The organism is Colwellia sp. MB3u-45 (genome assembly GCF_014077005.1).
In the GTDB taxonomy this organism is placed as follows: domain Bacteria; phylum Pseudomonadota; class Gammaproteobacteria; order Enterobacterales; family Alteromonadaceae; genus Cognaticolwellia.
This window is the reverse complement of the sequence record NZ_JACGVC010000044.1, coordinates 373,979-396,914: the sequence shown is the minus strand read 5'-3', so window position 1 is coordinate 396,914 and position 22,936 is coordinate 373,979. Positions and strand designations below refer to the sequence as shown.

Sequence of the window (22,936 nt, the reverse complement as noted above, 5' to 3'; positions counted from 1 at the left end):
TTACTCATTATTATAATATTAACGTTAATCTCTTATGACAAGGGGTTAACTCCTCTTAGAAACATTACCTAGTAAACCATAATATTGAAACAGTAAACTTTGCATTAAACTTTGCATTAAACAGCCAAGAAAAAGCCGTTAAACTTGAGCCTGTGCTTCTTACGTGCTGAATAAATTTTAACTGTAATTAAAATTATTGTTTATAGCAGAACATATACCTGCAGTGACTGGTTAATTTCACCCCGTCTATCGAGATAATATTTCGCGCACTTGAATCCAGATACCGAGCAGTAAAGCATAACAATCTATGTTGATATGGGTTTATTACCTTGAGTTATCAACAATAAAAACACACGACTAGCAGCTTAATTTTTTGGCATGTTCTATTTGCTAAAAGTTTATCTTTATTAAAGTTCAAGAGATTAGGACTTATAGACTTATGGAGCTATGGATTTATGAACTTATGAACTAATGAACTTATGAACTTATGGAACTATGGAACTATGGAACTAAAACAATAGGCACACCAACACAATGTGCCAGTTTATTCGCCACACTACCCAGTAATATATCAGCAAAGCGCGATCGACCTCGCCGACCAACAAAGAGCATATTAACGTGATAATCATTTACCTGTTGAAGTAATGCATCAACAGGCTCACCCCAGATATATTCACTACTCAAATCAACCTTTTCTGCTTTAAATTTTTCAATCGAGGGTTGTAAAATTTTTTCATTCACATCATGTTCTATTTGTTTTTTATCAAGCGGAGGTGGCGCAACCCCCTCAATCATCATTGGCTGAAATTCTTGCCAAGTAATCACATACACTAATTTAACACTTGCACCTGTTTTTTGTGCAAGATGAACCGCTCGTTCAACAGCTCTGTTACTCCATTCACTGCCGTCAACGCCAACTAAATATAAAAGTTTATGCATGTTATTTACCCTTTTTAATAACCTGTATTTTTAATAGTGATAAAATTGATAGTCAGTTCTTCTATAAGGCACCAACTCATAATGAGGTTGTAAAAATGTTACTAAATCAACCAACTCTGTTATCGTCATCACATCATTAAAATTGCTCATTTTAGACTCTCCGTCAACAGCAATAGCGGTAAGGGCATAACCTTTAGATAGTTTATGTGAAGGATTAATAACACTGGTCACAAGTTCGGCATACGTTGTTACCTTGGTTGATTTACCTCCTAAACGTACATTTAAATCAGGGTTATTTATACCTTCAGCTTGTTCCACACCATTGAGATTATGACAAGCTAAACATTGGTATTTTGTTAATACCATCGCTCCCTTAGCAATATCACCTTTTGGCAAACTAAAGCCTCTGGGTGAATCAGGACCTAAGTCACAACTGCTCAGACTAATAGCGATTAAAGTAAAGCAACAAAAAAGTAAATATTTCATAACAACTCCTCGACACCGATTCAAAAAAGAACAACTACTTTATAAACCTAACATCTAAGTAATAATGCACAGGTTAATTTATCTCTACTTTTTCTAACAAGTAGCTGAGATAGATCAGTTAATGGTCACTAACGATGAAAAATAAGTGTTATTCATCAAAAAGTAGAGCAATACCCCGTAAAATTGCTCGCTGGATTAATAAAATTGCCAAGATAAAGATAAGAATCAACGCCTCATTTACCTCTCTATCTACACACAAAATGACACGCCAAAAAACTTCATATAAATGACATTTATCAGGATCGCCAATATAACTTGGTGATAATATCGTGGTGAATAGCAGCGGTATTGTCTGTTTTACTCAATGTACCTATTGATTATGACAACGACTATTTAATGCATGAGCTTGTAAAAGCTATATTGAAATTTTTATTAACTTATAACGCCAGCAACTATTACGCTGTGGCGTTATAACACTGTACGGAGATAAAAATCATGACATTATTTAAACATCAACCATTATCAACAAGACCACAACTGCCCTTGTTTTCGCAATTATCTAACGAAATTGATCGGTTTTTTGGTCAGGGGTTTCCGATGAATAGCCGGAGTTCAGATTTACTGACTGATGTTTGGCAACCTTCTGCGGATATAGAGCAACAAGACAATCGCTATATAATCAGAGCCGATATTCCTGGCGTTGATCCTAAAAACATTAATGTCTCCATGGACAATGGTAATTTAGTGATTGAAGGAAAAAGAGAAAGCAAAGCGGAAGATAAACGAGAAAATTACTATCGACTCGAACGTTCATACGGAAGCTTTTATCGTAGTTTCAATTTACCTGATGCCCAAGATGCAAAAAAAATTGAAGCGCATTGCCATAACGGTGTATTAGAAGTTATTGTGCCTAAACTCGTCGCAGAAAAGCACAAAAAAATAGAAGTAAAAGTAGATTAATACTCGCTCTATTATGTTTGTGAGCTTGTTGCGCACAGAAAAATAATTCAAGGGGTTATATTAAGGGTCATATTTATTTTTTCAGACTAAACATAAGTATCTACATCCGTGTAGGTAAGGTGCTCAATTGATCAATAGCGAACTGTTGGTATTAAGAGCACAGGTGTTTAGTTCCAGAAAAAATCTAAGTACTCGGCTCAATGTGAGCAATAAAGCCTTGGGCTATTTAAACCAGCACAAGTGAGCAATAGCTTAATAGAATTGGTATCACTCAGAAAATTTATTTATCTGGACTAGGGGATCAGTCCAGATAAACTTTAGCTACTCAGTGCTAAATCCATGGAAGCTGAGCTTTATGATAAGGAATAAATCATGTTATCTTTTAATTATGAGGTAGCCAAAAACCTGCGAAAAATCTCATTTTTGCTTAAAGAGCAACACGCCAATCCATTTCGCTGTCAAGCTTATCTAAAAGCGGCAATCACCATTGAGGCATTACCACAAGATCTCAGGCAACTTTTTAAAAACAGTGGAATCAAAGGATTAACTCAGTTACCCAATATTGGCCTTGGTATCGCCCGTTCAATTAATGATTATATTACCATGGGACATATGACGAGATTAGATAATCTCAGAGGAAACACCAATCCCATCGATTTATTTCAAGTTATTCCAACCCTTGGTCGAGAGATGGCTCAACGTATTCACGACACCTTACATGTCGACACCTTAGAAGCTTTTGAAAATGCGATCTTTGAAGGTCAATTAGATAATGTTAAAGGGATAGGCGTAAAACGAAAAAAAGCTATTAAAGCTTGGTTTGCTCAATGTTTTGGTGCCCGTCAATTACCCATACCAACTCACCACCAGCCCATTGAGGCTAAGCCCAGTATTGAGCTAATTTTCAATATTGATGCACAATATCGTAAAAAAGCAAAAGCAGGAGAACTGCCTGTCATTACACCAAAACGTTTTAATCCAGAAAATAAGCCTTGGTTACCTGTAATGCATCTTAATAAAGAAAATTGGCATTTTACTGCCATGTATTCTAATACTCAGCGCGCCCATAAGCTTAACTTAACTTTAGACTGGGTATTAATCTTTTGTTATGACGAACATCATCAAGAAAGCCAATACACCCTGGTTACCGAAACCCATGGTCCACTGAAGGGAAAGCGTGTGATCAGAGGACAAGAAGCCGCCTGTGAAATTTTTTATACCACAAAAAATGCTATCAAAAATCCTAATACTGATATCGAAAAAATAGCAGCATCAGCAAAATAAATCACCAAATTATAAAGTAGCTGCCAAAATAACAATAATGAGACAAAAATCAATAATACTAAGGTTTGTCATATAACACCTGAAAGCAAAGCAGATATTCGATGCTTAGGCCGATTTAGAATAAACCATTATAGAATTAAACATATAATTCAATGATTTATTGTAAAGTTGCGTTGTTTTTTTTATCTAAGCGCTATTTTTCTACCTTAGTTTGTTACGCAAGTGATTGCGATTATCTAATGTTGGGTGATTTTTTGTAGGTCGGACTTCAGTCCGTCAGCCGTTAAACAGGCAATTAACCTGATGTGTTAACCAACATCTGAAACGGTCGTATTTTTATCGTTTGGTAGTTATGCTAATGACGGTTAAATTTCATTTAACTTGATGGACTAAAGTCCATCCTACATAAACCCTACGGGTGTTCATCTAATTTTGTAGGTCGGACTTTAGTCCGTCAACCGTTAAAATGGCAATTAACCTGATGTGTTAACCAACATCTGCAACGGTGTTATTTTTATTGCTTGGCCGTTATGCCAATAACGGTTAAATTTCATTTAACTTGATGGACTAAAGTCCATCCTACATACGACCTACATAAACCCTACGGGTGTTCATCTAATTTTGTAGGTCGGACTTTAGTCCGTCAACCGTTTAACTGGCAATTAACCTGATGTGTTAACCAACATCTGCAACGGTGTTATTTTTATTGCTTGGCCGTTATGCCAATGACGGTTAAATTTCATTTAACTTGACGGACTAAAGTCCATCCTACATAAGACCTACATAAACCCTAGGGGTGTTCATCTAACGTTGGGTGATTTTTTGTCGGTCGGACTTTAGTCTGTCAACCGTTAAACAGGCAATTAACCTGATGTGTTAACCAACATCTGCAACGGGATTATTTTTATCGTTTGGCAGTTATGCCAATGACGGTTAAATTTCATTTAACTTGATGGACTAAAGTCCATCCTACATACGACCTACATAAACCCTACGGGTGTTCCTCTAACGTTGGGTGTTTTTTTGTGGGTCGGACTTTAGTCCGTCAACCCTTAAACACCCTATTGAATCGGCTTTGTTAATGCTTCATCTAATACAGTATCGACATGTTCAGCCAACACAAAACGCATTTCTTTCTGAATTGACTCAGGTAAATCAGTCAAGTCTTTCTCATTTTTACTGGGTAAAATAACTGTGGTTAAACCGGCGCGGTGTGCGGCCAAAATTTTATCTTTTATCCCCCCCACAGGTAACACTAAACCCCGTAAGGTAATTTCGCCCGTCATGCCAATATGATGAAAAATAGGCCTATCAGTTAATAACGACACTAACGCGGTAATGATAGCAACGCCCGCAGACGGCCCATCTTTTGGTGTTGCCCCAGCGGGTACATGAACATGAATATCAGTATGCTCAAAAAAATCTTCAGCAATACCTAATTGCTTGGCTTGGGATCTTACGTAACTTAACGCTGCTTCAACTGACTCTCGCATTACATCGCCTAATTGTCCGGTAATGGTCAACCCTTTTTTGCCTGGCATAGCGCTGGCTTCAATAAATAATATATCGCCCCCAACAGCGGTTACCGCCAAACCCGTTGCTACGCCTGGACGTTCAGTACGTTCGGCGAGATCATAAGAGAACGGCGGTTTACCCATTAATTCTTCCAACATGGTGTTATCAACAGTGAGCGATTGACCACTTTTTGTGGCAATTTTTATCACTAATTTTCGACAAATAGCACCTAAACGTCGATCCAAACTACGTACGCCCGCTTCTCGGGTGTATTGACGAATAAGTGTCAGCATCGCTGTGTCACTTATAGTTAACTCATTAATATGTAGACTATTTTCTCGTAATTGCCGAGGTAATAAATAACGCTTCGCGATATGAAATTTTTCATCATCGGTATAGCCCGACAAGGTTATAACCTCTAATCTATCTCGTAACGGCCCAGGAATGTTATCGAGTTGATTAGCCGTGGCAATAAACATTAACTGACTAAAATCAAAAGCGACTTCAAGATAATGATCACGAAATTCGCTATTTTGTTCTGGATCTAAAATTTCAAGTAGCGCCGACGCAGGATCACCGCGCTGATCGCCAATAATTTTATCAACTTCATCTAACAATATAACCGGATTATTAGTCCCCACGTCGCGCAACGCTTTAATAAACCGACCCGGCATCGCACCAATATAGGTACGACGATGGCCCCGAATTTCAGCCTCATCACGTATGCCTCCTAAACTGATACTGACCAACTTACGTCCCAAGGCATGTGCTATTGAATGCCCTAATGACGTTTTTCCAATGCCTGGAGGCCCAACAAAACAAAGAATAACGCCTTCTCGTTCTCGGCGAATATGGGGTGACGATGCACTCTCATCTAATGGCTTAGTTAATAACCTTTTCTGCCGCAGCTGCCTGACCGCCAAGTACTCTAAAATGCGCTGCTTTATTTTTTCCAAGCCATAATGGTCTTCATTAAGAATTTTTTCAGCCTGTTTAATATCAAGCATGTCTTCCGTCGTTTTTTTCCAAGGCAACGCGAGTAACCAATCAAGATAAGTTAATATCACGCCCGACTCTGAAGATGATTGTGGGATATGTTCTAAACGAGAAATTTCCTGCCTTGCTTGCTCTTCTGCTTCGGTTGACATGCCACTGGTTTCGATTTTCTTAAGGTATTGCTCTATTTTAATTTGTTGGCTATCTTCTTCACCCAATTCGCGTTGCATAGCCTTAATTTGATGGCGCAAAACATAATCACGTTGTGCCTTGTCCATTTCACCATGGGCTGAACTTTGTATTTTCTTACCTAGCTCAAGTACCTCCATTTCGTGTTGGATAAGATCGGTTAATTTAAGCATTTTTGCCACAACATCTTTCATATTAAGTATGTCTTGAGCGTCAGCCATGTTCATTCGCATACTCGAACTGACTAAATAGACCAGTTGACGACAATCTTCTGTTTGGCTTAATGCACTTACTAATGATTTAGGTAAATATGAAAGTATGTTAATTAATTCGCTAAACGACTTTAACAAGTTATTGCGTATTGCTTGTGCTTCAATATCTCCTGCTTCTGGTTCAATATCAGCAACAAGATGAATTTTTGCTCGTAAATAGGGTTTTTCGCTCAGCCAAGCGTCAACCGAAAATTTATCAAGCCCTTGTAACAATACTGTGGAGTGATTATTTTCACCCTTTGAAATTCGTAATATCTGTGCAATACAACCCACTTGATAAAGATCTAAAGGTGCTGGCTCTTCAACGTCTTGATCTTTATAAGCAAGGGTTGCCAATAAGTTATTACCTGCGGCCACATCCTCGAGCAATTTCAACGAGCGCGCTTGACCAACAGAAATAGAATTGACGTTGTAAGGGAATAAAACTAGATTTCGTAATGGCAATACCGGCAGATTATCAGGAATAGCGACTACCGATCTAGGCTGTTGATTTACATCAACTGATTGCTGCTTATTGTCCTCTTTTACTTTAATACCTTTAACATTAATGTCTGACATCTGGGTTCCTTAATATTACAAAATTATAAATTTACTTTTTTTTTCGTAATATGGTCATTACTGCTTGGGTTAATTCACCAAGCATAATGCTAATCCCAGTTATTAATTTACACGCTGATATTTATCAGTTCAATTTCGTATTATTCTGTTTAAAGTTGCTTTAGTGTTTTAAAGTTATAATGTATTTACATTAGCGATATTTATAGCTAATGCTGATTTTTAATGAGAATCAAGCCATTGAAACTACAAAATGTTGACGCTAAAACTTGATATAAACAGCGAAAACAACTTGCTGAGATGAGCAAAAACAATAAGTACAATATTGTTAAGGAGGGGTCAAGTGTCTGGACTAAAAGTACAAAAAATTTTTATTGTTGACGATCATGAACTCGTTCGCCAAGGATTACGTCAGTTGGTTAACGGTGAAGCAGACATGCACATTTGTGGTGAGGCCGCCAATGTCTATGACGCACTTAACATGCGCTCTACCCTGACAGCAGACGTTGCTATTGTTGACTTATCATTGCCCGACGGTAATGGTCTGGATTTAATCAAACAACTTCATACTTGGCGACCACAAATGGGGATTATCGTCTTATCAATGCACGATGATGAATTGTATGCAGAAAGAGCATTAAATTGTGGTGCGCTAGGTTATATCAATAAACAAGACTCAGCTCAAAAATTACTCCTTGGCATAAGACAAGTAATGAAAAATAAAATTTTTGTTAAAGCAGAAATTCTTGAAAAAATACGTAAAAACCCATCACGAACAATAACCTCTAAAAATGCTATCAACATAGAGATACTGACCGACAGAGAACTACAGGTTTTTGAAGCTATTGGACAAGGCATCACAACAACAAAAATTGCCAAATTACTCAATGTTAGCGTAAAAACGATTGAAAGCCACCGGCGTCACATCAAAGACAAGTTCCACTTAAGCTCTGGTTTAGAGCTAACGCGCTCAGCAATAATCTGGAGTTTAGAAGTCATTTCAGCTGAATAAAAAATAGATATAAAAATATTTTTATTCTTAGCACAACACTTAAAATAAATCACTTTAGATCACACTCACTTTTCCACCGAAACTAGGTGCTACATGTCTGGAATAAATGCAACTAAACCTAAGCTGATTGTCGGTATTGGCGCTTCTGCTGGCGGGCTTGAATCATTTAGTACCTTCTTTGCTCATATGCCAAATGACAGTAATATAGCCTTTGTTTTATTACCTCATTTAGACCCAACACATAACAGCTTGATGCCCGAGTTACTTTCCAAAAAAACGGCTATGCCGGTTTGCGAAGCGAGTGAAAATATGCAAGTGCAAGGGGATCATGTCTACATACTGCCTCCCGGTAAACTGCTTTTTATCAGTGGCGGGCACCTGCACCTTTCACCAAACGTTAAAAGTCGCACCCAGTGGGTTGCGATTGAATATTTTTTACGCTCTTTAGCGCTAGATCAAGGTGAACATTGTGTTGCCATCATTTTGTCTGGCACTGGCAGTCATGGCACATTAAGTTTTAGTGATATAAAACTTGCAGGTGGCATGATCATAGCTCAAGACCCAGCTAGCACTACCTATAATCAAATGCCTATAAACGCCATTAATACCGGATTAGTTGATGTGATTGCCCGACCTGAAAACATGCCAATCTTGTTAACAGAGTTTTCCAACCACCCCTATTTACAAAGTAAAGCTGAACAAACTGATCAACAGGTGTTTAATTGCATGTACTCTATACTGTCATTATTGCACAGCCGCACAGGTTATGATTTTAGTGGCTATCGGAAAAATATGTTATTGAGGCGCATTCAACGACGCATGTGTGTGTGTCATACCGAAACAATACAAGATTATCATCAGTTTATGAAAAATAATCCAACCGAAACCAACTCATTAAACAAAGATTTATTGATTGGGGTTACCGCATTCTTTCGTGATAAAGAGGCATTTTCAGCGTTACAAACCCATGTTTTTCCTGAACTTGTCGCGCGAAGTAGTGTAGATAATCCTGTTCGTATTTGGATCCCTGCCTGCGCTACTGGTGAAGAGGTTTATACCATCACCTTATTAATGTTTGAGGCTTTTGACCAAGCGAAGAAAGAAATTAACCTGCAAGTTTTCGCCAGCGACATTGATGAAAAGTCAATCAATGTTGCTCGCGGCGGCATCTACGCTAAAAGTATTGCTGAAATTATCTCTGCTGAGCGCTTAGCAGGTTTTTTCGACGTGACTAATAAGGGCGATTATCAAATTAAAAAAGTCATTCGCGAAAAAATTATTTTTTCTAATCAAAATCTGATAAACGACGCGCCATTTTCTCGACTAGATCTCATCAGCTGTCGTAATCTGTTTATTTATTTACAGCCAGAACTGCAAGCTAACCTGCTCGATTTATTTCATGTTGCGCTGAAAACGACAAGTTATTTAATGCTAGGCCCGTCTGAGTCTCTAGGTAAAAATAAACATCAATTTACCACTATATCCAAAAAGTGGCGTATTTTTAAAAAGATTACACCGTTAATTAAAAACTCATTGGCTGTAACCCTGAGCCGCATGCCAACACCAAATATCGCAATAGATCAAAGTACTATAAGCAATAATTTTAGAGTTGACTCACCTTCTCGTTATAGTGACTTGGTTAATCGTGATTTACTTGCCGCTTATGCGCCAGCAGCCGTGTTGATTAATCGTTCATTTGAAATACTGCACCATCAAGGCCCTACGGTTAATTTTCTTGAGTTTCCAAAAGGCTCCCCTTCTAATGATCTATTAGTCTTATTACGTGAAGGACTCAGAGCGCGAATGCGTTCAGCGATTAATTATGTGCAAAAAGAAAATCAGGCTATTGCAGATCACCAAGCCAGAGTAAAACGTAATAATCATTATGTAACTTGTACACTTACCGTTCGCCCAGTATATGAGCCAAACCTTTCAACTGAGTTGTTACTGATCACTTTTGAAGACAAACATTCTTTACAAAATAGCTCGCCGCAAAATATTTCAGTAGAAGATACGCTTAAAAAAAATCCCCCTAGTCCGTATTTAATCGCAAACAATGACAGCGCAGGAAGCTCAAACATAGTCACTCAACTTGAGTATGAACTAAACGCTACTCGCGAAGATTTATACAGTACGGTTCACGAACTGGAAAACTCCAATGAAGATCTAAAAGTAAGTAATGAAGAAGCCATGTCGATGAATGAAGAGTTGCAATCTGCCAACGAGGAATTGGAAACCTCTAAAGAAGAACTGCAATCGATGAATGAAGAACTCAACACCATTAATGCCGAATTACAATATAAAGTTGAAGAATTAGAGCGAAGTTATAATGATATCAGCAACTTACTTTCCAGCACAGATATTGCCACTGTGTTTCTTAATCGCGACATGCAAGTGATGTTATTCAATCCTCCTATTAGTGAATTGCTCAACTTACGTGAAAGCGATATTGGTCGTCCTATTAGTAATTTTTCTGCCAATGTATCTAATAAAGCTTTAATGACTGACGCAAAACAGGTGCTGGAAACATTAACCCCGATTGAAAGCGATGTATGGAGTCATCATAAAGGTCAAAAGCAGCGCTGTTATTTACGTCGAATAGTGCCCTATCGCACCTTAGATGATCATATTAACGGTATAGTGATCACTTTTGTCGACATTACTGAGCGCCATCATCAAAAACAAATATTGGAACAATGTGTGCAAGAGCGCACGCATGCGTTACACGAGCGAGAAGCACGGCTAAGCGCCATAATGAATTATGCTTTTGAAGCCATACTTGTTTTAGATTTATCAGGCAAGATTACCGAATTTAATGACTCAGCCCAAACAATGTTTAATTATAATAATAAAGAAATTATTGGCAAAAACATTCAAGCATTAATTCCCTCAATCAATATTAAACAGCTAACTAGCCAAGCACTGAACCTTGAATCATCGGCTCTGTCTACCTTGATTTTAGAGAAAAAAGAATTGATAGGGTTAAGGAAAGATGCGCTTGATTTCCCCATCGCACTCTCCTTAACTAAGGTCAAGGGTCGAGCACTTTACATCGGTATTATTAATGACTTGAGCGAACCTCAAGCATTAAAAAAAGCCTTAATTAACATCAGCACCTATGAGCAGGAAAAAATTGGCCATGAAATTCATGATAATTTAGGCCAACGTTTAACTGGGATCAACTTACTGGCGAGTAATTTAAAACGCTCTTTGCCTAAAAGTGACATAAAAAACAATCAAGCAATGGACCTTATAATAGAACAATTGAGTCAAGCCATTGGTGATACTCGAGATTTTAGTCATACCTTAGCCCCTATTTTATTTCCTCCGCATGGCTTACAAGGCGCCTTAACCACCATGATGAAATTATTTGATTCATCAGGTATTAAAAAGAAAATAAAATTATCTTCAAATTTAACCATTGTAGATTCCGTCGTAGCGACTCAAGTCTACCGCATCGCCCAAGAAGCCATTAATAATACCTTAAAACATGCTAAAGCCCGAGAGGTAACACTGCAACTACAAGCGCAAGGAGAAAACACCTGTTTAGAGATCACTGATGATGGCCTAGGTTTTGACATCAATGATCCAAAGTTTAATCAAGGTATAGGTATACAAATCATGCGATATCGGGCATCTAATATTAATGCGACATTAGATGTTGTCTCATCGAAAGGCAAGGGTACAAGTGTGCGCTGTGTGTTTTAACACTCTAATTTATTTTCATCACTTCAATAAACCTAACTAAACAGCACACTAAATAACAAAGTAAGAATATAGCAAAGTAAAGCCACAGCAGATGAAAAATCAGGTCGGCAGACTCATAATAACCCGCGTGTATTTTAGTGTTTTTTATACTCAAATTATCTTAGCATTACCCGTGCATTCGATAATTTGACAGTATCAGCTATAAGTCTATAGTTATAAATGATGACATCCAAAAATTAAATAACGAATAATTATAGTCAACATTAGGAGTTAGTTTAATGGTTCGCGTTAAACGTTTGGTACTCGATATTCTAAAACCCCACCAACCCAATGCGCTAGAATTTTGTCAGGTGTTAGCGTCGGTAGGTGAAGACTATCATGTGACGTTAACTGTAATCGAGATGGATGAAGAAACAGCCACAACCGAAGTGGTAATAGAGGCAAACCATATTGATTTTGATGCAATTTGTGCTGCTATTACTTCAGTAAGTGGCTCAGTTCATAGTATCGATTTTGTCGAAGTACAAAACGACACTCAACAAAAGTAACCGATGAATCTGGAATAGCATTTTGATTAGCACTTTAAAACAGGTTGCGTTATTGTTGAGGATCACTAACTCGCAAGACATTATGCGGCGGTACTTTGTGGTTAACGGCTTCGATGGTGCGCTAACAATGCTTGGCATCATTGTCGGTTTTAGTCTTGGTTCTACCACCAGTTTGACTGTCACCATTAATGCTTGTGTAGGAGCGGCTATTGCGCTTGCAATTAGTGGTTTAAGTAGCGCATATATCAGTGAGCATGCAGAGCTTAAACGCACGTTAGTGGAACTTGAAAACATTATGTTAGTTAACATGGAAAATACCGCTCATGGACAAGCAGCACGCTGGGTACCTATTTTTGTTGCGCTAGTTAACGGTTTGGCACCTTTGGTCATATCCTTATTAATTATTGCTCCGCTATGGTTGGCCGACGCTGGATTTTCGTTAATTTTTCCACCTCTGTTAATGGCCAGTATTATCGCGATGACATTAATTTTTTTTCTTGGTATATTTCTAGGCCATGTCTCTGGAGTGTCTTGGTTAATAAGTGGTCTAAGAACCCTGCTAATCAGTTTAGTGACAATCTTTCTTATCTATCTGTTTAGTAAAAACTAATCTCAATGAAATTAGACTAATATCCATCAAAAAAAGAGACCGTATTTTATGCGTTTATTCGCCGAGTAACTTCAAGGTATGCGCTTCCAGCCTTAGTCGATTTTAAATTAATGAGTGGCTTTAATTCGTCTCTTTCCCCAATAGTACTTCAACCCTTAATAGTTCATTATCACTCGGCAATGCGACTTGCTGACCTGTTATTACCTTGCCATTAACACTGATTTGAATGACACCACAGCCGACTCCCTCAGGGTCTTTCACTGCAAGCTCAACAGTGCCGTTTTCTCGAGTTAACGTAGCGCTATAACTGCCCCATGACTTAGGAATACAAGGGTCAATCAAGAGGTATTTATCACGATAACGTATGCCTAAAATGGCTTCAGTTCCTAAGCGATAAGCCCACGCTGCTGAGCCCGTATACCAAGACCAACCCCCACGACCCATATGAGGCCCAGCCGTTGCTATATCTCCTGCCATTACGTAAGGTTCTATTTGATAAGTGGTCATTTCTTCTGTCGTGCTAGAACGCTCAATAGGGTTGAGCATGTTAAATATTTGCATCGCCCCGTCTCCATCTCTGTCTTTTGCCAACGCCCAACCTAACCAAGTAGCCGCATGCGAGTATTGTCCACCATTTTCTCGAGTGCCTGGAGGATAAGCCTTGATATAACCTGGGTCTCGCATGGTTGCGTCAAACGGGGGCCATAGTAGTCGAGCTAATTTATGCTCTTGATCAATTAATTCATTTTGAGCCGAGGTCAATGCCTGCTTAGCGCGAGTTTTATCAGCTTTACCACAAAGAGTTGCCCACGATTGTGCAATAGAGTCGATACGACATTCTTGACACTCACTTGAGCCCCAAGGGAGTTGCATATCATCGAAAGCTCGTCGATACCAAGCGCCATCCCAGCCATTATTTTCCACAGCGCGGCAAAGATCTTTAGCTCGCTTACGCCATTGTAAAGACAGATCACTTCGCTGTTGTTGATCGCATATAACCGTAAAGGCATCAATCACAGCAATAGCAAACCAACATAACCAAACGCTCTCACCCCGACCTCGAACACCCACTCGGTCCATGCCATCATTCCAATCACCCGTACCTATTAGCAATAAACCATGCTCTCCAGATGAATCAGTGCCACGTTCGATTGCCCGTTGGCAATGTTCAAAAAGCGAATAGCTTTCGCTTGAACTTTCATACTTACTGTATCGGTCTGCTTCCTGTGTGGTTAAGGGCTCTCCAAGTAAAAACGGGACTTTCTCATGCAATATCGAACTATCGCCACTGGTTTCAACATAATAGGAGGTAACAAAAGGTAGCCACATCAAATCATCAGAACAATGTGTTCGTACACCTCTACTATAAGGTGGATGCCACCAATGTAGTACATCACCCAGGTCAAACTGGTGTGCTGCACACTCAAGAATATACGCTCGAGCCAAAGCGGGTTCTATGTTTACTAGCGCCATCACGTCTTGAAGTTGATCGCGAAATCCATAAGCACCGCTTGATTGATAAAAGCCTGAACGCGCAAATATTCGACACGCTAAGGTTTGATAGATAAGCCATTGATTCATCATCAAGTTAAACGACAGTGACGGTGTTTCTACCTTGATGGCATTACAGACCTTTTGCCAGTGCGCCTTCATTAATGTCCAATCTTGGTCAATAACACCAGCAGAGCGCCATTTCTTAATGAGTTGTTGCACATGATTATCATTTTTACCTTGACCCAAGATAAAGTGAATATCGACTTCTTCATCAGGGGCTAAATCAATATGCACTTGCAAAGCGGCACATGGGTCAACTGCCGCGCCTACTTTGCCACTCATTCCCCAACGAGCTAATGCGGCAGGCTTAGAGAAATGCCCTTCACGACCTATAAATTCAGCTCTGTCTGTAGTAAAAGCATGCACTGGATAATCAGAGAATAAAAAACTTACATTAGTCGAGAAATCACTACTCCAACGATTTTTAGCTAAAATCACGCCCTCATCAGCTAAATATTCGGTAAATATATGCGAGCCACTATGGGCTCGACTAACCCCGTTTACGAGTTCAGCATAATAAGTAACTGTTAAACGTCGAGCGACAGGGCTGGTATTATTTAAGCGCAGACGAGTGACTTTAATCGGGTCTTCATGGGCGACAAATACGGTTAGTTCTTGCTCTAATTGATGCCAATGGCTACGCCAACGACTATAACCCACGCTATGGGTGACTTCGCAAAGGTTACCTGTTCCTATAGGTTTTGGGGTTACTGTCCACACTTGTGCTGTTTGTTCATCACGTAAATAAACCGCTTCACTGGGTTGGTCAATAACGGGATCATTCGTCCAAGTCGTGAGTCGATTTTCACCACTGTTGCCAGCCCAAGTATAACCACCGCCAACTTCGCTGACAATACTGCCAAAATTAGCATTGGCTAACACGTTACACCAAGGGGCTGGTGTGGATTTATTTGCCTCAAGATAAATAATGTATTCCTTATCAGTAAAGCCACCAAGACCGTTAAAAAAAGCCAAATCTTTGCGGCGCTGTAGTTTTGGTATGTCAGGTACTTCTTCAGGAGCCACCATCCCCCGAAAAGGAGGCAAGAGTTCTGTCTGACGATAAGCGAGCGCTAACTGCTCTTTCAATGAAGAATGTGCACCTAAAATGACATTCGCACTCGCCTCAAGTAAATGTGTTTGCGGAACTGAGATTTGATCTGAATGAATGACATGAATACCCGCCCTTTGCGCCACTAAAGTTTCAATGTCTAACTCATGTATAAGTTGCTGTATTTGCGCACCAAACTTGTCATCATAACCAGAAGGGCCTGATTGTAATATCACAAAATCAATCTTGATCCCTTGATGATGCCAACGTCGATAAGAAAAAAATAACAGTCGTAATAACGCCACATTCGTTTCATCAACAAGTCGCATCAACAAAATAGGGAAATCACCCGAGATACTAAATGGCCAAAGAGCTGACTGACCCAATAAGTTATCCGTGATCACTTTATCTGCGGCGCGTAATACGTCAACCGGATAAATAATGAGTGCCAATAATTGCTGTAATTCGGGTAAATAAGCAACGGCATAATCGAAGGTTTTCATCTCATTACTGACTTTAAATAAGGCATCATGAAAAAGTAAATCAATGGCAGAGTAAACTTCATAACATTGGCAAACATCAAACAATGCGTGTCGCGAACTGGCTGCAATAGTAACAAAGGCAAAAGATTCACTATGATAAGGTGATAATTCAACATTTACCTGTAGAGACATAACTGCATCAAGTGTCCAGCCAAGAGTTTTCGAAACCCCGTCAGTGACGGCTTGTGGACTTTGTATCGAGCCATTTCTACCCATAAATTTAGCACGGTCAGTCTCATAGCCAACCAATGTTACCGCGTCGCTATCGCTCAGTAATCGATGCATCATAGCGGGAGATTTTTCTTGTGGTGAGCGCGCACGACGTTCAAAAATCAATGCATTCATGTTGCTGGCTAATTCACTGTGAACAAATAATTTGCTAAAAGCGGGATGACTTTGGTCGGCGTCGCTTGGGGTTAAGACCACCTCAGCATACGTGCTGACTTGAAGCCTTCTTGACGCGGCCGTTTCATTTATAAAGCTTAATCGCCTGACTTCTACATCATCATTTGCCGCGACCGCGATTTCCATACGTAAGCTAATGCCTTTATCGTGGCGATTAAATTCTGCCATATGCGCATGAAATACCACTTCGTATTTATCAGCGCGTTTATTTACCGGTTGCCTACCTGCAGACCAAATTTCTCCACTATCAAGGTCACGGATGTAGATCCATAATCCCTGATTATCGAGTGTTGAATCCGCTGACCAACGTGTTAAAGCGTTATGGCGCCATAATATACCTCCTGATCCCGAGTCGGTCAGCAAAGTGGTGAAACGACCATTACTTAAAGTATGCAGCTGCGGAATAACGCCATGCAGTTTAGGTTTCCAAATGGGTAGGTGTGGCAATTGATGCATAGGTACATGATTGATTTCCGCTTCGGTAATTGCATCAATAGGAAACTCAAGGGCATGGGTTGTTGGTATTTGTTCATGTAAAAGCAATTCTACCGTTTGCACCATGGGACACGACTGAAAACGCTGGGCAACCTGATCATGAAATATCGCATTATCTAACGCAGTTAATATCATGCCTTGATGATGCGCCATATGAGAACGAACAATAGAAAAACGTCGATTCTTAGCGACTCGCCCTGGGGTGTAATCAATCGCTTCATACATACCATAAAGGCTCATCATACCGAGCTTGGTTAATTTTTGAAGGTTTTGCACGGCGCGAAGTGGATAAATAGCTAATGCCAGTGCGGTAGAATAAGGTGAAATAACCGTATCTTCCTCTAAGCCACGCTTATAACCCAAACTGGGCACACCAAAGGCACGATATTGATAGTTATGTTGAAAATCAACCGCCGCATACCCTGACTCAGAAATTCCCCAAGGGGTATTACGTTTTTCAGCTAATTTAATTTGTTCATCGACCGACACTTGTTCACTTTGAGCCAATAAAGTTCCAGCGTGACTTCGCAGTAATATCCGCGGCATCAAATACTCAAACATTGTTCCTCCCCAAGAAAGTAAAACACTACGGCCAGCAACTTTGGTGACAGAACGCCCCAAAGTAAACCAGTGTTTTATCGATACATCTCCCTTTCCTATCGCGACAATACTCCCCAAACGCGCTTCTGATGCGAGTAAGTCATAATGGTGTGTATCCATAATTCCGGTAGTGGCATTCCAACCAATATGAAAAAGTGCAGCGTCTTGATCATAGAGTAAACGAAAATCCATCGCCGATACTTCTTCACTCGCCAATGTAGCGATAGTATTTAATTCTACTTGCAGGGTTTGAGCATTCTTTTTGGATTCACTTACTGCAGTCTCCAGCTTATTAAGCCATAAGGTAAAATCATTCGCGGGTTCCTCTAGCCAAAGACTTGGCTTGGCGTCACGTAAAGTGGCAATAAGCGCTTGAGCTGACTCACAAGCGAAAGGCACTTCAGCCAAGCTTAGCGTTGGCTTTAAAACTTGATTAAAAGCACTTATGGCTTGGTAGTAGCTACTTGTATCTTGGTGCAAGGTTTTTGGCTGGGCTTGCAATAACACAGACAACCAAGGTAACAAGCGGTCAATATCACGTAACATATCACGTAGATGTTGGTGTAGACGCCCTAACCAAACACGGACATCTCGCAGTTGTGAAACCCTTGAAACCAAAGATTTTTTAGCCAGTGTTGTCACCAAAACATGGTCGAAATTAACGCAGTCATCTTGACAAAGTTCGTGTATGGTTAACCACCAAAGCGCTGAATTTTTTTTGGCTTTATTGGCCTTATGACGGATATCAGCTATTAGTGTGACTAATAGGGTAAAGTCATGGTGTTTGTCTGTGTTAAGTAACGCCAAAGACTCTTCAATTAAGGCGATATTATCCATCAAGCCATCCCAACGTGAACAGGTAAATATAGCGGTGTTTTGCACTTCTTGGCAGCTTTTTTCAAGGGTCATTAAAGCCGCCGCCAAATTACCGCTATCAACCATTGAAATGTAACGAGGTGAGAGTACTTCTAATGTTTTAGTGTCATACCAGTTGAAAATATGACCACGATAATGCTCAAGTTTAGTCAGTGTATTCATACTGGCCAGTAAACGAGCAGCCAAATCTGTTGGGCCAAGGTAACCAAAATCCCAAGCAGAGACATTAGACAAAAGCATCATGCCAATATTGGTTGGAGAGGTGCGATGTGAAACAGTGCCATGCGGGTCTTCTTGATAATTGTCAGGCGGTAACCAATGATCAGAGGGTCCAACAAAGGTCTCAAAAAACAACCAGGTTCGTCGGGCCAAACGGCGTAAAAATATCACCTCATCATCGCTTAATTTTTCTTTGTCACTCGATAGTGTACGCCCTAGTACCCTGGCTATTTCTGGTGCCATAAGCCACAAAAAAAACAAAGGTGCAGCAATAGGTAATACCGCTAAATTAACACTAGCAACGGCTGCAGCTAGCGATAAGGTCAGCAGTATACTTGTGCTCATTTCACGCCAATAAAACAACCGAGTATCATCACCATTGAGCTGATTGTCAGTATCAGCTGCGGTTACCCATTCTAACATTTTACCTCGGCTAACCGTGATTCTATACAGTGTTCGAGCGATAGCATCTGTGGCGATAATGGCTTCATAAGGCAGAAATATGAGTAACAATAACCAGCGACCCGCCACCTCACGTGGCACAATAAAAGAATGCATCAAAGTTTTAAAATTAGCCGCACGGGCGACCCCTAACATGAAATGACAAAAATTATGTCCAACAGGGGCAAGTAGCGCCATTGCGGTCCAAACTAGGGCGTTACCGGGCAACCATAGCCAGCCCGCAATAAGCCATAAAAGCAATGTTGGTGCAAAAAGGCTGCGTCGTAAATTGTCGATTATTTTCCATCGTTCAATCACACCAAAACGATTTTTAACCTTGGTGCCATCAGCCTGAAATAAACTATTGGCTAGCCATGGCATGAGCTGCCAATCTCCGCGTATCCACCGATGTAAACGGCGACTAAAGCTGAAATAATGTGTCGGGAAGTTTTCATAAAGCACAATGTCAGAAGCCAGTGCTACCCGGCCTAAGATACCCTCGAATAGATCATGACTTAGTATGGTGTTTTCCGGAATACATTGCTTGAGGCTGCGCTCAAAACTAGCGACCTCATAAATACCTTTGCCAACAAAAATGCCCGTACTAAAAAGATCTTGATACACATCAGACACGGCATGGCTATATATATCAATAACACGATCGCCAGAGGCCAATCGAGTAAACAAAGTGTGGCGGTGTATGGTAGGAGCGATTTCAATACGGGGTTGAATAATGGTATAACCTGCAATAACCTTGCTTGTTTTATCATCAAAAACTGCGCGGTTCAGCGGATGCGCCAAGGTACCAATCAGCTTAGCCGCAGCCCCCCGACAAAGCTGGGTATCACTATCAAGGGTGATTACATAACGAATATCATTCAGCCCTAGCGGCTCTCCCTCATGAACAAAAATAGCCTCACAGTTTTTGTCGCTAAGAAAACGATTGAAATCGCTTAATTTACCGCGTTTTCTCTCCCAGCCCATCCAGCAATTTTCACTGAGGTTATAACGTCGCTCTCGGTGTAATAAGTGAAATGGTCCGGTATTGCTAGCACCGTATTTACTATTGAGTGCTCTGATACCTTGACTAACACGATTAAGATAATCCGCGTCACTGGCAATACTCTGCACTTGCGCGTCAAGATAATCAGTTAACAACACAAAACGCAGTGCAGGATCGCTATTTGACAAATAATGAAGCTCTATTTGTTTGAGTAATATGTCGATATCGCTATTACTACTTAACATACTAGGTATAACAACAGCTGTTTTATATTGGGGGTCTATATGCTGTTCAAAGTCGAGCTTGTTTAAAATTCGACTTGGCCATATGAGGGTAATCAACCAATTAGTAATAGCAATCGATAACATGGACGCGGGTATTAATGTTAATGCCAAACCCGCCAAATATGTTAAGGCTTGAGCATCATTTTGATAGAGATAAACAACAACCACAACTTCAGCCAATATCACAGAGAATGCTAGCGCTAATAAATATAATAGGCTGGAAAATTTGCCACAAAAACGCTGAAAACGCTGCCACCAAGACACCTGATAACCTAAATCTTTTTCTAACGCCATTAATCCTTCATCAACCAGCCAATAACCTACATGGGAATAACGTTCGCCATTGGCACTTTCACAACAGGCTAATGCGACCGCTCGCTCGGCAATATGAGCTTCATCATGGGCAGTTGCCCTTGCTAAGTTTTCAATGACTTTGCAATACCTATCACGGCTGTCAAAATCAAGGCTTTGATATATGTCTGCCGGCTCATGGCGAAGCTTTTCCTCAACCGCACTCACTTGCTCAAAAAACTTACGCCATGGGATTGTTTCTATCACTGAAAGACAATGAATAGCTCGACTTAAATAATCAATTTCATCACGAGAAACCATTAAAGGCTGGCTAATATCGTCACGCGAATAAGGCACAGTGAGTTCAGGCACTATATTGTCTACCGCTTCGACAATTAATTGGATACAAACCAAACGCAATAGTGTCGGTAAGGCCCATAATTCAGAAATATTGAGCGTCGTTTCTTGTTGATAGCCTTTAACAAATTTAACCAAAAAATTTAACGACAGTTGGATACCTGTGGCCGCTAATAAGCCACTAGCCAGATAATAGGCTCGCGGTAATGACTGAGTACTGGTATTTTGTAGACTCGGTAACAGCCGATAATAACTTGTTGGCATATCGATTTGTATTTGAGTAATTGCGCGGTCAACAACATAGCCATTGTCATAGACCCACTCAGCAACTTTCGCGGTATTAACATCACGGGTATTAAACAAGAGCTTTGCCTGCTCAAGCCACTTGGGTATTTTGGGCAGTGCATTAAGTAAAGGGATTTGAGCAGGCGGACGATACGACACGGTTTGACTTTTAGCCAACTCCTGCGCCTTTATCGCTAACAAAACTTCATTCGATATTTCCGCCTGAGGATTCATTAATAAGCCCTCTGAGGATAACGTCCTTCTAACTCAGATTGATCAGTATTGCCCGGCCTGAGTAAATCATCTTGCGGTGTTATACCTTTTACCAACAACACGGGCACTTTACTATTTGCCAAAAAATCCATGGCAATATTACCATGGTAACGCCCTGCTCTAGCAGAGCGACCATGCGCGTTCATAATCACCATATCGATGTCATCTTGCGCTACCACTTGTAATAACTCGTCACACACGCCATGTTTGGGGATCAGCATAGAACTGATGTCTAAAGTGGTTAACGATGATAATTGTTTTCTCACCTGCTCGAGGTAATTGGCTGCAACTTGTTCATTATGTCGCTGAATACTATTTTCCAATGCTATTTCATCATTGTTCAACGGCATAATATGCGTCAGTCCAGACTCTGGTACAACATGGGCTAATAGTATTTCTGCCTGCTGCTCTTTGGCGATGCTTAGCGCAACAGGTAATACGCTTTCAGCCCAAACAGAGCCGTCTAGCGGTATCAATATTTTTTTACAGTGAAGGGGTTGTTCTTGATGTTGTTGATGCTCTTTTGCTGGCACCAATAATGTTGATACTTTGCTGCCAAAAAGTAGTTTTTGACTATTACTGGCTAATGGCCACTGCGAATAACCATTGGCACCATGACTGCAAAGTACGACCAGATCGACAGGGTGTTTTTTTATCCAATGACTAATTTCTTCTGCCGCTTTACCTTCAACAATATGGCTAGTAACTATATTAGTGTTGGCTGGAAAATTTGACATAATATCATCAAGATATATTTCTATTTCTTGTTTTTGTAGCGCCCAAAGAAAAGGGTCAACCGGTGTTTTAATATTATTGTCTGAATATTCCAGTACATGTAGCAGGGTAATTTTTGCTTTAAAAGCATGTGCTATCGCCAATGCATAGGGAATAGCCTGCTTAGAAATAGCGGATCCATCAAGGCAAATTAAAATATCACGCATGATATACATCTCCTTCATAGTTAAGGACACAATTATTGAGCCTCTTTTTTAGGGATAAACGTAAATACGAAAGGAATTCGTGGTAATACGCTAAACATTGTCAGTGCTATATTTCAGGCACAGTTGAAATGCGCCAAGGCAGTAATAATGTATGTTAGCTAGACTATAAATAAGAAGGGGATTTTTTAAACTGATAATAATCAGGTCAAGAAAGATTAACTAAAGTATAACGTCTTAAACTGTAT

General features: G+C 40.0%; 11 protein-coding genes. 6 read left to right on the top strand and 5 right to left on the bottom strand.

Annotated elements, in window-relative coordinates; translation table 11 throughout:
* Positions 1–501 precede the first annotated feature (501 nt).
* Both H4J41_RS06985 and H4J41_RS06980 read right to left on the bottom strand, forming a co-directional pair.
* On the bottom strand, positions 502–939 hold the full coding sequence (locus tag H4J41_RS06985; protein ID WP_182136930.1) for a universal stress protein: 438 nt from the start codon (positions 937–939) through the stop codon (positions 502–504).
* A gap of 30 nt (positions 940–969) precedes the next feature.
* A complete protein-coding gene (locus H4J41_RS06980) occupies positions 970–1,425 on the bottom strand; it encodes a cytochrome C (RefSeq protein WP_182136931.1) in 456 nt (151 codons plus the stop codon).
* A 495-nt stretch (positions 1,426–1,920) separates the two neighbouring features.
* Between H4J41_RS06980 and H4J41_RS06975 the strand changes: the two genes are divergently transcribed.
* Positions 1,921–2,385, top strand: coding sequence for an Hsp20/alpha crystallin family protein (locus H4J41_RS06975; RefSeq protein ID WP_182136932.1), 465 nt, complete (start codon positions 1,921–1,923; stop codon positions 2,383–2,385).
* A 372-nt stretch (positions 2,386–2,757) separates the two neighbouring features.
* Positions 2,758–3,669 carry a DNA-binding protein gene (locus H4J41_RS06970; protein ID WP_182136933.1) on the top strand — a complete coding sequence of 304 codons (912 nt, stop codon included), beginning with the start codon at positions 2,758–2,760 and terminating at the stop codon, positions 3,667–3,669.
* 1,061 nt (positions 3,670–4,730) lie between these two features.
* Here the strand turns inward: H4J41_RS06970 and lon are convergent.
* Entirely contained in the window at positions 4,731–7,199 is a 2,469-nt protein-coding gene (gene lon, locus H4J41_RS06965; RefSeq protein WP_182136934.1) for an endopeptidase La, read from the bottom strand.
* A 340-nt stretch (positions 7,200–7,539) separates the two neighbouring features.
* Here lon and H4J41_RS06960 point away from each other — a divergent pair, with 340 nt between their 5' ends.
* The 4 genes from H4J41_RS06960 (at position 7,540) to H4J41_RS06945 (ending at position 13,074) form a co-directional block, all read left to right on the top strand.
* Positions 7,540–8,208, top strand: a complete 669-nt coding sequence (locus H4J41_RS06960; protein WP_182136935.1) for a response regulator transcription factor — start codon at positions 7,540–7,542, stop codon at positions 8,206–8,208.
* Positions 8,209–8,301: 93 nt separating this feature from the next.
* Positions 8,302–11,916: a CheR family methyltransferase gene (locus tag H4J41_RS06955; protein ID WP_182136936.1), complete on the top strand. Its 3,615-nt coding sequence runs from the start codon at positions 8,302–8,304 to the stop codon at positions 11,914–11,916.
* A gap of 278 nt (positions 11,917–12,194) precedes the next feature.
* Positions 12,195–12,464, top strand: coding sequence for a DUF211 domain-containing protein (locus H4J41_RS06950; RefSeq protein WP_182136937.1), 270 nt, complete (start codon positions 12,195–12,197; stop codon positions 12,462–12,464).
* A gap of 82 nt (positions 12,465–12,546) precedes the next feature.
* Positions 12,547–13,074, top strand: coding sequence for a hypothetical protein (locus H4J41_RS06945; protein WP_220460913.1), 528 nt, complete (start codon positions 12,547–12,549; stop codon positions 13,072–13,074).
* A gap of 120 nt (positions 13,075–13,194) precedes the next feature.
* On the opposite strand, the gene H4J41_RS06940 is transcribed toward H4J41_RS06945, so the two are convergent.
* Together H4J41_RS06940 and H4J41_RS06935 are read right to left on the bottom strand one after the other, a co-directional pair.
* On the bottom strand, positions 13,195–21,711 hold the full coding sequence (locus H4J41_RS06940) for a GH36-type glycosyl hydrolase domain-containing protein (protein WP_182136938.1): 8,517 nt from the start codon (positions 21,709–21,711) through the stop codon (positions 13,195–13,197).
* On the bottom strand, positions 21,711–22,691 hold the full coding sequence (locus H4J41_RS06935; RefSeq protein WP_182136939.1) for a universal stress protein: 981 nt from the start codon (positions 22,689–22,691) through the stop codon (positions 21,711–21,713). Before H4J41_RS06935 ends, H4J41_RS06940 begins: the two co-directional genes overlap by 1 nt.
* Positions 22,692–22,936 lie beyond the last annotated feature (245 nt).

Coding starts and splice junctions, on each gene's coding strand:
- H4J41_RS06985 (WP_182136930.1), bottom strand. CDS start 939: ATGCATAAACTTTTATATTTAGTTGGCGTTGACGGCAGTGAATGGAGT.
- H4J41_RS06980 (WP_182136931.1), bottom strand. CDS start 1,425: ATGAAATATTTACTTTTTTGTTGCTTTACTTTAATCGCTATTAGTCTG.
- H4J41_RS06975 (WP_182136932.1), top strand. CDS start 1,921: ATGACATTATTTAAACATCAACCATTATCAACAAGACCACAACTGCCC.
- H4J41_RS06970 (WP_182136933.1), top strand. CDS start 2,758: ATGTTATCTTTTAATTATGAGGTAGCCAAAAACCTGCGAAAAATCTCA.
- lon (WP_182136934.1), bottom strand. CDS start 7,199: ATGTCAGACATTAATGTTAAAGGTATTAAAGTAAAAGAGGACAATAAG.
- H4J41_RS06955 (WP_182136936.1), top strand. CDS start 8,302: ATGTCTGGAATAAATGCAACTAAACCTAAGCTGATTGTCGGTATTGGC.
- H4J41_RS06950 (WP_182136937.1), top strand. CDS start 12,195: ATGGTTCGCGTTAAACGTTTGGTACTCGATATTCTAAAACCCCACCAA.
- H4J41_RS06945 (WP_220460913.1), top strand. CDS start 12,547: ATGCGGCGGTACTTTGTGGTTAACGGCTTCGATGGTGCGCTAACAATG.
- H4J41_RS06940 (WP_182136938.1), bottom strand. CDS start 21,711: ATGAATCCTCAGGCGGAAATATCGAATGAAGTTTTGTTAGCGATAAAG.
- H4J41_RS06935 (WP_182136939.1), bottom strand. CDS start 22,691: ATGCGTGATATTTTAATTTGCCTTGATGGATCCGCTATTTCTAAGCAG.